The organism is Fulvivirga sp. AWR4_260, assembly GCF_056158185.1.
Window position 1 is genome coordinate 2,181,751 of sequence record NZ_JBSWSU010000015.1, and the last position, 12,559, is coordinate 2,194,309.

The 12,559-nt window shown below is 38.4% G+C and carries 8 protein-coding genes; 3 read left to right on the plus strand and 5 right to left on the minus strand.

The genetic code is table 11. The features are described from left to right. Positions 1-7: 7 nt before the first annotated feature. Positions 8-2,431: a glycosyl hydrolase family 95 catalytic domain-containing protein gene (locus tag ACXACQ_RS15580; RefSeq protein WP_474976887.1), complete on the plus strand. Its 2,424-nt coding sequence runs from the start codon at positions 8-10 to the stop codon at positions 2,429-2,431. Positions 2,432-2,576: 145 nt separating this feature from the next. Here ACXACQ_RS15580 and xylE read toward each other — a convergent pair whose 3' ends face one another. Genes xylE through ACXACQ_RS15595 form a run of 3 tightly spaced genes read right to left on the minus strand, consistent with a single transcriptional unit; the run spans position 2,577 to position 6,845 of the window. Beyond that, positions 2,577-3,986: a D-xylose transporter XylE gene (gene xylE / locus ACXACQ_RS15585; RefSeq protein ID WP_474976888.1), complete on the minus strand. Its 1,410-nt coding sequence runs from the start codon at positions 3,984-3,986 to the stop codon at positions 2,577-2,579. 4 nt (positions 3,987-3,990) lie between these two features. Next, positions 3,991-5,325 (minus strand): xylose isomerase, encoded by a 1,335-nt coding sequence (gene xylA, locus ACXACQ_RS15590; protein WP_474976889.1) that lies wholly within the window; start codon positions 5,323-5,325, stop codon positions 3,991-3,993. 32 nt (positions 5,326-5,357) lie between these two features. Then, on the minus strand, positions 5,358-6,845 hold the full coding sequence (locus ACXACQ_RS15595) for a xylulokinase (protein WP_474976890.1): 1,488 nt from the start codon (positions 6,843-6,845) through the stop codon (positions 5,358-5,360). Positions 6,846-6,950: 105 nt separating this feature from the next. On the opposite strand from ACXACQ_RS15595, the gene ACXACQ_RS15600 reads away from it, so the two are divergent. After that, positions 6,951-7,628, plus strand: a complete 678-nt coding sequence (locus ACXACQ_RS15600) for an NUDIX hydrolase (protein WP_474976891.1) — start codon at positions 6,951-6,953, stop codon at positions 7,626-7,628. A 259-nt stretch (positions 7,629-7,887) separates the two neighbouring features. Further along, on the plus strand, positions 7,888-9,858 hold the full coding sequence (locus tag ACXACQ_RS15605) for an FGGY family carbohydrate kinase (protein WP_474976892.1): 1,971 nt from the start codon (positions 7,888-7,890) through the stop codon (positions 9,856-9,858). Here the strand turns inward: ACXACQ_RS15605 and ACXACQ_RS15610 are convergent. After that, positions 9,851-10,996 (minus strand): glycosyl hydrolase, encoded by a 1,146-nt coding sequence (locus ACXACQ_RS15610; protein WP_474976893.1) that lies wholly within the window; start codon positions 10,994-10,996, stop codon positions 9,851-9,853. The two genes, ACXACQ_RS15605 and ACXACQ_RS15610, sit on opposite strands and share 8 nt — an antisense overlap. Then, the gene (locus ACXACQ_RS15615; protein ID WP_474976894.1) at positions 10,980-12,557 is read right to left on the minus strand and encodes a glycoside hydrolase family 43 protein; all 1,578 of its coding nucleotides are present in this window, start codon (positions 12,555-12,557) and stop codon (positions 10,980-10,982) included. The genes ACXACQ_RS15610 and ACXACQ_RS15615 overlap by 17 nt, the downstream gene beginning before the upstream one ends. Positions 12,558-12,559: the final 2 nt, after the last annotated feature.

A 12,559-nucleotide genomic window follows, 5' to 3' on the forward strand; every position in this document is an offset into this window, starting at 1 on the left:
TTCTTAAATGAGGTATAGGAACATATATTTATTATTAACGCTATTTTTTATTGTAAATAGTACAGCTCAAGCTCAAAATAGCTTTTTTAAATCGCCTGAGCGTGGTTTTACAAGTTGGAAACCTGCCGTGAAATGGGAAAATGCGCTATTGACAGGTAATGGTACGTTGGGGGCTCTAGTAATGGGAGATCCACATCAAGAAACCATTATAGTTAGTCATGGAAGCCTTTTTTTGCCCATTCATAAATCGGATTCGCTTATTAATCAGGGAGCAAAGCTCGATCTAATGAGGTCGTTAATTAGCAAGGGAGAATATCAACACGCAGCAGACATACCAGCCCAGTTGAGGGTTACAAATGATTATGTAGATGAGAGAGAGCCTTTTTTGCCAGCTTTTGATGTTAAAATAGAACAGGAGTCTGGCAATATTATTCGCTATGTGAGGTCTGTAGATTACAATACAGGAGTTGCATCAACAGCTTGGGAAGATAACAATGGTCAATTTCAAAGGAATGTATTTGCATCAAGAGCAGATAGCATTTTGGTTATAAATATGCAATCGGATCATAGGTTTGATGTAGTTGTTAACTTTCAGCATAGGCCTATAGAATGGAATCAGTGGTCATTTATCAATAATTACATTAACGAAATGTCATCTGATACCGAACAAGGTCAATGGTTGACTTACAGAAGTAGTTTTAAGAAAAGGTATACAGGAAGTATTCAGGGGTATGAAGGTGTAGGTAAGTTGATAGTAGATGGTGGTACGACTTCTTCTAAGGAGGGTAAAATTTATGTGGAAGGAGCTGAGCAGGTGACTTTGTTAGTTAAGTTAGGGGTGAATTATAATTATAGTGAGTCTTTAATTGATACATATAAAAAGGAATTAAATACAAAGGCTGAAAGCTATAATCAATTGCTTGAGCGCCATGCTACTATCCATGGTTCAATTTTTAGTCGTATGAAACTAGATCTTAATGCAGATCCCGCATTAAAGCAGTTCAATAGCGAAGAATTAATACTGAATACAGATCAGCAAGGGGTATCTGCAGCCATGATAGAACAGGTGTTTGATGCAGGAAGGTACAATATTTTGAGTAGTGCTGGGCAGTCACCTCCCAACTTACAAGGAGTTTGGGCTGGCGATTGGATGGCTCCGTGGGGTTCTGGTTATACTCATGATGGTAATCTTCCGTCTGCCATGGCGGTAGTTATGCCTGGCAATATGCCCGAATTAATGAAAGGGTATGTTCAGTATTTAGAACATTTTACGCCTGAATTTAAGACCAATGCTCTCCGTTTGTTTAAAGCTCGTGGTATTAATCTACCAGCACATACTACCACTTCTGGCTGGCCTACTGATTTTAATAAAACTTGGTGTCTTTCCTTATGGACAGGTGGAGCAGGCTGGGCGGCAGACATTATGTACGACTATTATAACTACACTCAAGATCTTACATTTTTGAGGGCGCATGCATATCCATGGCTAAAAAATACAGCGCTTTTTTATGAAGATTTTTTAATAGAAGGTGAGGATGGAAATTGGATATTTACTCCCTCTTATTCCCCTGAAAATAACCCCGCCAACAGTAACAGTCAAGTGGCTGTAAACGCTACAATGGATATTATGATTGCCAAACAAGTATTAACACATGCTATTGAAGCAGGTAAGTTGATAGGTGAAAAAAATAGACGACTTAAAAAGTGGCAGCAAATGATAGACAAGATGCCTGATTATATGGTAAATGAAGAGGGTGTTTTAAAAGAATGGGCTGTGGATAGCCTTGAAGAAAATTACGAACACAGGCATGTATCTCAACTTTATAGCCTATTTAATGGAGCGGATGATGATATTTTGTCCGATTCAATTTTATTTCTTGGTGCAGAGCGTTTGATAGACAAGAAGTTGGAATTTCGTAGAAAGGAAAATGGGGGAGAAATGGCTTTTGGCCTTGTGCAACTAGGGTTAAGTGCAGCAAATATGGGAAATGGTACTCAAGCATATGATGCTGTTAAGTGGTTATCGTCTAAGTATTGGTCTAATAGCTTCGCATCATATCATAATGTAAAAGGCTTATTTAATATGGATATCAGCGGTGGTTTGCCTGCCTTGATTATAAAAATGATTATTACCTCTGACCATAATACTATAAACCTACTTCCGGCTATACCTGGTGAATGGACCAATGGGAGTTTGCAAGGGGGTTTATTATGCGATGGCTTAAGTTATGATGCGGTAGAATGGTCTGAAGAAGGTGTTTCGCTCTCTTTGCGTTCGCAGTCTAACCAAAAGGTAATTATTAAAACGCCATATCCAAGTGAGATTCAAACAAATAATCTGGCTATTAGGTCGTTAAACGATAGAACATTTGAATTGAAAATAAAAAGTGGTGAATTAGTAACCTGTAATTTTCGCTACATTCTTAATTAGCAAACTATCTATACTCAATCAGAACTGTATAATTATAATACACGTTCCATAATTAATATAGTGATGAATTTGAGATATATAGATAAGGGCCTTCAGCAATGAAGGCCCTATTTTTTTGTAAGTTATGATTAAGTATTGGTCTTAGTTAAGACTTCCACAAAGATTCCATTTCTTCTAATGTCTTACCTTTCGTTTCAGGCACATATTTCCACATAAATATGGCAGCAAAAATAGAAATGATACCATATACGTAGTATGCAAAGCCATGGTTAAACATAGCCGTTAGTGTGGTGGATTTATCCATCATAGGGAAAGTCCATGAAACTAAGAAGTTAGCTACCCACTGAACAGCTACCGCTAAGGCCATAGCTTTACCTCTAATTTTATTAGGGAAAATTTCAGCTAGCAGCACCCATACTACTGGCCCCCAAGAAACAGCAAAAGAAGCTACATAAAGCATCATTGAAATCAATGACCATACGCCCATATTAAATGTAGTAAATGATAGCCCCAGCATCAGCATGCTTATGGCCATACCCACAGCTCCTATGATTTGTAAAGGCTTTCTTCCTAGCTTGTCTACTACTATAATGGCTATTACAGTGAATATTAAATTTATTGCACCAACAATTATCGTTTGTAGCATGGCTGCGTTGGTACCTGCTCCTGCACTTTTAAATATTTCTGGAGCATAATATAATACCACATTTATGCCTACAAATTGTTGAAAAACAGAAAGCAAAAGCCCTATAATAATTATGAAATACCCATAAGAGAATAGTGGGCCAGATTTGTTATCACCTAGGCTGTTTTTAATTTCACTCAATACTTTCAGCCCTTTTTCTTGGCCATTGATTTTTTGTAAAGTAGCGCTGGCTTCGTCTTCTTTGCCTTGCTGCACTAACCAACGAGGACTAAAAGGAACCGTAAATAATAGCACAAAAAATAGTAAGGCAGGTATTATTTCAGAAGCAAACATCCATCTCCAGCCTACAGTATTTAGCCATGAAGCATCACCTTGCTGAGCAATAAAATAATTAACGAAATAGACTACCAGCATGCCAAATACTATGGCAAATTGATTCCAAGAGACTAAATTGCCCCTTTTCTCTGCGGGAGCCATTTCTGCAATGTACATGGGAGAGAGCATAGATGCTAAACCAACACCGATACCACCCAGAATTCTATAAAATATAAAATGACCTAAAAAGTTGCCTTCACCAATTTCACCAAAGCCTAACTCAGGTACTGATGAACCAAGAGCGGATATGGTGAAAAGTATGGCAGCAAGCATTAACGATCTACGCCTTCCTAGTTTTACAGAAAAATAACCACCGCTCAAGCCTCCAATAATACAGCCTATCAAAGCACCGGAAACTACAAAGCCTTCCATGGCGTTAGCCTTAAGCTCTGTGTAGCCTAGTGGATCTATAAAATAACTGCGGAGTGAGCTTACCGTCCCGGATATTACGGCAGTATCATAACCAAAAAGTAGCCCCCCTAAGGTGGCTACTAAAGTTATTGTAATTACAAAGCTTTTATTATAACCGTTCATACTATTATATAAACTGGTTGATGATATTTTCAAATTGCTCTTGCTTACCACTAGTCAAAGATACTTCTCCTTGTGACTGCGCAATTTTTGCCAGATCATCTAATGTTAATTTCCCATCTTCAAAAGATTTGCCATTGCCACTATCAAATGTAGAATATCTATCTTTTAGTAATTGAGAATAGTTAGAGTCAGTAAGGATTTTATCGGCAGCCAATAGTCCACGAGCAAAAATATCCATACCACCTATGTGCGCATGAAATAAATCCTCTAGATCTGTGGAATTACGTCTGGTTTTAGCATCAAAGTTAATTCCGCCACCTTGTAAACCTCCTACTTGTAGAAACACCAACATTATTTCTACAATTTCATAAAGGTTATTAGGAAACTGGTCTGTATCCCAACCATTTTGATAATCACCTCTGTTGGCATCCATACTACCTAGCAGGCCTGCGTCACCGGCAATTTGTACCTCGTGCTGAAAAGTATGCTGAGCCAAAGTAGCATGGTTAACTTCAAGGTTGAGTTTAAAATCATTGAGTAGATCATACTCTCTTAAGAAACCAATTACAGTAGCCGCATCAAAATCATACTGATGTTTAGTTGGCTCCATAGGTTTAGGCTCTATGAAAAAGTTACCTTTAAAACCCTGGGCACGAGCGTAATCTTTAGCCATATGTAAAAACTTAGCCAAATGATCCAACTCACTTTTCATTTTGGTGTTTAGTAAACTCATGTAACCTTCACGACCACCCCAGAACACATAGTTTTCACCGTTAAGTTTAATAGTGGCATCTAGTGCATTTTTTACTTGAGCGCCTGCATGGGCTACTATTTTAAAGTCAGGGTTGGTAGCGGCACCGTTCATGTACCTTGGGTGAGAAAATAGATTGGCCGTTCCCCAAAGTAGCTTTACGCCTGAGTCATTCATTTTTTGTTTGGCGTAGTTGGTTATGATTTCTAGCCTTTTTGCTGATTCACTGATAGTGTCGGCCTCATCTACTAAGTCAAAATCATGGAAACAGAAGTAAGGAGCTCCTAGTTTAGTAATAAACTCAAATGCAGCGTCCATTTTATCCTTAGCTTGCTGTATAGGGTCGGTAGAAGATAACCACGGGAATGATTTGGTAGGCACCCCAAATGGATCTCCTCCAGTACCACAGAAGCTATGCCAGTAGGCAATGGCAAAACGGAAATGTTCTTTCATAGTTTTGCCTGCTACTACTTTATTCTCATCATAATATTTAAAAGCAAACGGGTTGTCCGATTCTTTGCCTTCAAAGTTAATTTCTCCAATACCTTTAAAGTATTCTTTGTTACCTATTATAGTGCGTTTACTCATGTTTAGCGTATTTAATGTTTATTTAGCGTTCGTTATTTCTGTAATAAATCTTGTAAAAGGCTTTTCCACTCTTGGTATGCCTCTGTGTAATTATCTATAGATGTTGCTGGTTCGTATATTTTAAGAATATCGTCTCCTCTGGTGGCTTCTTCTAGTGTACTGAATTCTTTACACGCATAAGCCGCACCTCGTGCAGCACCTACAGCTCCTGTAGTTTCTACCATTTCAATAGGTGCATGGGCAAGGCTTGCTATAGTTTCACTAAAAATGTGGGATTGAAACAGGTTGTCATTACCCACGCGTAATTTATTAATGTCTAAACCCAGTTCCTTAAGTACTTCTATGCCATACATAAATGAAAAAGCAATGGCTTCTAAAGCAGCCCTGTAGAAATGTGGCTTTTGATGTCTGTTAAACTGCACATTGAACATATGGCCTAAAAGATCGCGGTTAGATAACATGCGTTCAGCACCGTTTCCAAATGGAATAATTCTTAGCCCTTCAGCCCCAACAGGTATTGTTTGCGCTAGCTTTTCTAAGTCATTATAACTTTGATCTTCACTAGCCATGGTTTGTTTTATCCAGCGATACTGGCTGCCCGAGCCATTGATACAGAGCAAAACACCTATTCGTTCATTTTCCGAACTGTGGTTAACATGGGCAAAGCTGTTTACTCTGGCATGCTCATCGTATACGGGTTGCCCTTGCACACCATATACCACTCCGGAAGTTCCGCCTGTAGCTGCCACTTCACCAGGATGCAGCACCCCCAGAGAAAGTGCATTGTTAGGTTGGTCACCAGCTCTATACCCCACCATTATGCCAGGCCTAATACCTAGCTCTGCAGCAGCAGTAGGTGTTACTAAACCCTGATTACCGAATGTGGGTACAATGGTACCAAGTAAAGCTTGGTCGAAACCCATGAAGCTTAGCAGGTCTTTAGAGATTTCGTGGTTTTTAAAATCCCAAAATATGCCTTCGGATAGACCTGATACCGTTGTAGTGGCTTCGTTAGTAAGACGTAAGGCTATAAAATCTCCAGGTAACAGTATTTTATGGATTTTTTTATAGTTTTCAGGCTCATTTTCTTTTATCCATTTGAGCTTAGCAGCCGTGAAATTGGCCGGTGAGTTAAGCAGCTGTTGTTGGCATTTGTCATGACCTATGCCATCAAAGGCGGCCTCTCCATAAGGTACCGCACGGCTATCGCACCAAATGATGCTCGGCCTGATCACTTTATGATGCTGATCCACAACTACTAGCCCATGCATTTGATAACTTATACCAATACCATTAATGGCTAAAGGATCAATATTGGTCTTATCGATAAGCTCTTTAGTAGCCAAACATGCATTAGTCCACCATAATTCTGGATCTTGTTCGGCCCAACCCGGTTCGGGGCTCATAATTTCCATTTCTTGCTTTGGGTAGCTAGAAATACCTATTTTTTTATTGGTTGATGCATCTATTAAAGCAGCTTTGATAGATGAACTCCCTATGTCAAAACCTAAGTAGTACATTTATTTATATGAGAAGTTTAGCTAAAGTTAACATCTTATAGTCACATTGACTATCTTTAGTTTAACTATTTTTCACTTTACTTTGTAAAAACTCTTGAACAACCCATGAATGATAATATAATGGAAGATTTAACCATTGACTGTGTGGTCTTTGGGTTCACTGATAGGCTGAAAGTTTTGTTAGTGAAGCATGCCAGTGGCATTAGCGAAGGTAGGTGGGCCTTGCCTGGGGGATGGATTACTTATGATGAATCTTTAGATGAAGCCGCTAACCGAATTTTATATTTATTGACCGGAATAGACAAGCTTTTTTTGGAACAATTAAAGGCTTTTGGTGCTGTAAACAGGTTTCCGGATAGGCGAGTAATCACAGTGGCATTTTATACTTTAATAAAAGATAGTGATTATGCCGTGGTAGCGGGATATACGGCCTCCGAGGCTCAATGGTTTTCTTTAGACGAAATACCTGATATGCCATATGACCACAAAGATATTTTGATGCATGCTTTGGAAGAGTTAAAGGGTAAGGTAAAAAGAGAACCTATAGGTTTCAATTTACTGCCAGAAAAATTTACTCTGCATCAATTACAGAATCTTTATGAGTCTATACTACAGATTAAATTGGATAAGCCAAACTTTCGAAGAAAGATATTGGGTATGAAGCTATTGGTAGACTTGAATGAGAAACAAACCAATGTGTCCCATAGAGCCGCTAAATTATTTAAGTTTGACGAGGCTGTTTATCAAAAATATAAGGAAAATAAATTCCTTCTCGACTTTTAGTACTTCATAAGTACTTCATTTTGTGTAATTATTACATGCTATGCTTCATGAAGCGGCAAAATATTGTTATTTCATGATTATTGATTTGCATATTCTTCTTTAAATCATGTATATAAATTTTATGTAATTCTTATCAGATGTATGCTTGAGTATATTCTGAAATAAATAGTATATTTATTGTTATGGTCAAATTGACCATAAATATTTGTTTTATTATTTCACAACGATGGTGAAGTGGTAATGGCGTAAGATAAAATATATGTATTTGTTAGGTTATGATTTAGGCAGCTCATCTGTGAAAGTATCATTGTTAAATGCAGATACCAATGAGGCATTAGGCACTGAGCAGTATCCAGAGGCAGAAATGGATATTATTAGTAGGCAAAATGGCTGGGCAGAGCAACAGCCAGAGGTGTGGTGGCAAAACTTAATTATGGCTACGCGAAAGCTGTTTGCTAAGTTAGATGTGGACACTGCGGACATTAAAGGGGTGGGATTGTCTTATCAAATGCATGGCTTGGTGCTATTAGATAAAGATTTAAATGTTTTAAGACCAGCTATTATTTGGTGCGATAGCAGGGCGGTAGAAATAGGCAAAGCTGCCTATAATGATCTTGGAAAGGAATATTGCCAGCAGCACTTGCTTAATTCACCTTCTAATTTTACAGCCTCTAAGCTCAAGTGGGTGAAAGACAATGAGCCCACTGTATATTCACGTGTATATAAATGCCTGCTACCGGGAGACTATATTGCATATAAATTAACGGGTCAATTGAGTACTACCATATCGGGACTTTCTGAGTGTATCTTGTGGGATTTTAAGCACAAACGCCTGGCTACCGAAGTGCTTGATTATTATGAAATATCTTCTGATTTACTATGCGAATCTATACCAACATTTGGAATTCAAGGGCGGCTTACCAAAGAAGCAGCGGCATATACTGGCCTTAGAAAAGGTACACCCCTCAGTTATAGAGCGGGTGACCAACCTACCAATGCTTTAGCTTTGAATGTGATGAACCCCAATGAAATAGCCGCAACTAGTGGCACATCGGGAGTAGTTTATGGTATTATGGATCAGCCAATGCACGATAATTTATCTCGTGTAAATTCTTTTGCGCATGTAAACTATGAGCACAACTTTGATAGGATAGGAGTATTACTTTGTCTTAACGGTGCGGGTATTCAATATAGTTGGATGAAAAACCAGATAGCCAGGACGGATCGGAATTATAAAGATATGGAGCGGATGGTATCTTCTGTACCTGTTGGGAGTAACGGCTTGTGTATTTTACCATTTGGTAATGGCGCTGAGCGAATGCTAGAAAATAAAAATATTAATAGCCATATTTTTAATATACAGTTTAATAGGCATGATAGAGCTCATCTGTATAGGGCAGCTCTTGAGGGAGTCGCCTTTTCGTTTGTGCATGGGGTGAATATATTAAAGGAACTCGGTCTTGAAGTGGGCGTTTTAAAGGTGGGTAATGATAACATGTTTCAATCAGAAACTTTTTCTATGACGATTGCTAACCTGTTAAATTGTAATATAGAAGTGATTGATACCACTACTGCTTTAGGGGCAGCCAGAGCAGCCGGTGTTGGAGCTGGGGTTTATAGCTCTATAGATGAAGCATTACAAGGAATAAACCCACTGGCAGTTTATAAGCCTAATTACGATACTTCATCATGTCAAAGGGCTTATGCTTATTGGCAATCCTGCTTAAAAAAGGTATTGCCTGAAAATAAAAGCCATGTTAAAGATGCCCACAGAGAGGTGCTTTGGGGCATGGAGGAAAAGCTAGAAGAAAACTCTAAAGACTTGATGGAAATGCATATGAAAATGCAAATACGAGATGAATTTTTACAAGACGTTAAAAATGATCTGAGACTATTGCCGGGGGCTAATGGCAATATTCAAAAGCAGATTGAAAAGATTACACGCAAGATTGACTGGCAGCTGGATAAGGAAAATAGATGGGCGGATTTTGAAGAGCATTTCAATATGGTTCATGGAGATTTTTTCAAAACCCTCAAAGCAACTTACCCTGAGTTATCACTTTCCGATGTCAAATTGTTGGCCTTATTAAAGGTTAAAATGAATACAAAAGATATAGCCAATCAGCTCAATTTGTCTGTGCGGGGTGTGGAAACACGTAGATACAGATTGAGGAAAAAGCTTAAGCTAGAAAAAGGAGCTGTTTTAGGTGATTTTATAGAAGTTATTTAATGCCTAATTGTTCATATAATTCAGCGGTGGCCTTTAGATATTTTGGCTTTCCTGTTATTTGCTTCCATTTTTTGGTGATAAAACTGCTGGTCTGAAGGCGAGCATCAATGTTTTTAAAACTTGGGTTCTCTTTCCACATGGGTTGTGATTTCCAATAGGAATTGATGTAACTTACTGCTTTCACCGTTTCAGGGTTTTCATCAATAGTTTTGAAAAATGGGATAAACCATTTTAGCCATACTTCTTTTGCTTGCTCTGTATCACTTAAAGCTAAAGGTTTGGTTAATCCATCAAACTTTACCGTTTCGCTACCTATGCTAGGAGATGCTTCAGCAATAAAAACGGGTTTGCCTTTTGATTTGGCAAAGGTGATCATTTTGGCTTCTTCAAAGCGTGAAAAGAAGGAATAGGCGCACCAGTCTACATATTGATCTCCGGGGTACCAATGTTCTAAATCATCTAAGCTGCTTACCCAGCCAGTAGATTGCCACACGAAGGCTACATTTTTTACTTGTAATGAATCATAAATATGATGAATCCTTTTATAACTTTTAAGGTAGTTATCATGGTCGTAATGGTTCCACAAGTGGCCATCAAATTCGTATCCAACCCTGAGGAAAACAGGCCTCTTGCCAAGGCTTTTTATAAACTGGCCAAGTTTGATAATGCTGGAGTCTTGCTGGCCTTTAGCTATTTCATGTTCATGGTTTACTAAAGAAAGGCCAATGGCTAAAGCCATATGATTAAAATCAGAATCGGCCAATTGTAAACTCATATTGCTAGGACCATCGCCCCAATTGGCAGTGGAATAGATGCCGTCAAGACCTTGAAGCTGATACCCAAAAGAGGAGTCTCCAGGCATTAAATTAGTATACATAGTGAAGCCTGCTGGCTTATCAAAATGATCAAGATAACCATCGTTATACTCTTCTAATCCTCCAATGGCTGCTAATTCCTGTCCTACAAAGAGTATTACTTTGCCATCTTCAGGCTCAAACTTGGCAAGTGCTCGGGGTGTATGGAGGCTATCAACTGTTTTATTGGAAGCAGTGCGCTTCTTTTTGCAGCAGGCAAACGAAAGAATAACCAGTAGAGAAAATAGAAATAAGCTTTTAAAGGAATTATGCATACTCTTCATACTCAAAATATTTGAAGTCAGCATGTAATTTTTTTCCGGTTAAATCCTGACAACATAGCCCTACAAACATACCTGTAAATGCTGGTTGATAAACATTTTTTTCATCTCTAACGTAATCATCGGAAAGGATCGAAGCATCTAGTATTGGGCCAATTTTCTTATACTCATTATTATCAATGCTATAGTAGAATTGAAGTTCATTATAGGCTATTACCCCTTGTAATCTTATAGCAGAATTATGGTTAATAGGGATTATCTCTTGTTCTGTGATTTTGCTTTTGTCATAGGTTATAATACTGATTATTCGTTTTTGCCCCTGTTTAGTGATATAGAGGTAATGAAAGTGGCAGGTGTTATAATAAAATATGAGCCCAGCCATCTGTTGGAAATTTTCTGGGGCAAATTCCAAAACTGTTGTGCACTTCACTTTAAAATGCTGAACTCGCCTGGCCACCAAACTTTGGTGATGTAGCGAGCTTAATGACTCTTGTCCTTTTAATCTTAAATAAGCTGGTCTTTCATTAATGGATAGCCATTCTTCTGTAATTGGTATTCTTAAAGATTGCAATTCATTATTCCATTTTTTGAAATGGTAATGTCTACTAATTAATTGATTATTATAGTCTTTAACTAATGGTAAATCTACTTCTACAGGAGCTATGGGCGATGATGATGATAAGGCAGGCCATTCACTATCGGGCCATGTTAATTTGGTTATGCAAGTCTCTCTTCCGAGTGTACATCTTCCTTTAGTGGTTAATGGCCTGCCTGCAAGGTATACCATGTACCAGTTACCTATGCTATCGTCAACTATGTCTGCGTGACCTGTTTTTTGAAGCGGTGCATTTGCATTATCTTTTGCGCTTAAAATTGGATTGTTGGGGTGTGGCTCGTAGGGACCAAAAATATGTTTTGAGCGTGATAAAGTTACTGCATGCCCATATTCTGTTCCGCCTTCAGCAGTCAATAAATAGTAATATCCATCCTTTTGATATAGATGTGGCCCTTCCGTGCAACCTAGTGGCGTGCCATCAAATATATGATGAACTTCGCCTATGAGCTGTTTTTTTTCGGTACAGAATTCTTGGAGCACTATGCCTCCAAAAAGCTTTTGCTGATTGTGGTTAACCAGCATACTTATATAATATGATTTGCCATTGGTATCATGAAACAAAGAAGCATCAAAACCCCTGCTGTCTAAGTATACAGGAGTGTCCCAAGACCCGTGAATGTCTTTGGAAGTAGTCAAATAATTATGGGTGTCTTTCCAAGCTCCTTTAAATGAACGCACATTACTATATACCAGATAGTAGGTTCCATTTTTGTAGGATAAACATGGCGCCCAAACTCCGCAAGAATCAGGGTTGCCACTTAGGTCTATCAGCTCTTTACTATTGAGCGGGTGATTTAATAATGACCAGTTGCCAAGATCTTTGCTGTGATACAACTGTATACCAGGAAACCATTCAAATGTACTTGTAGCCAAGTAGAAGTCATCTTTCACTCTAATAATAGAAGGGTCGGGGTGAAAGCCTCTTAAAATGGGATTTGTAATAACCATAA

What these genes read in the sequence shown, in the direction of transcription:
- ACXACQ_RS15610 (WP_474976893.1), bottom strand. Translation starts at nt 10,996, where the DNA reads ATGAAGAGTATGCATAATTCCTTTAAAAGCTTATTTCTATTTTCTCTA.
- ACXACQ_RS15595 (WP_474976890.1), bottom strand. Translation starts at nt 6,845, where the DNA reads ATGTACTACTTAGGTTTTGACATAGGGAGTTCATCTATCAAAGCTGCT.
- ACXACQ_RS15615 (WP_474976894.1), bottom strand. Translation starts at nt 12,557, where the DNA reads ATGGTTATTACAAATCCCATTTTAAGAGGCTTTCACCCCGACCCTTCT.
- ACXACQ_RS15605 (WP_474976892.1), top strand. Translation starts at nt 7,888, where the DNA reads ATGTATTTGTTAGGTTATGATTTAGGCAGCTCATCTGTGAAAGTATCA.
- xylE (WP_474976888.1), bottom strand. Translation starts at nt 3,986, where the DNA reads ATGAACGGTTATAATAAAAGCTTTGTAATTACAATAACTTTAGTAGCC.
- ACXACQ_RS15600 (WP_474976891.1), top strand. Translation starts at nt 6,951, where the DNA reads ATGAATGATAATATAATGGAAGATTTAACCATTGACTGTGTGGTCTTT.
- xylA (WP_474976889.1), bottom strand. Translation starts at nt 5,325, where the DNA reads ATGAGTAAACGCACTATAATAGGTAACAAAGAATACTTTAAAGGTATT.
- ACXACQ_RS15580 (WP_474976887.1), top strand. Translation starts at nt 8, where the DNA reads ATGAGGTATAGGAACATATATTTATTATTAACGCTATTTTTTATTGTA.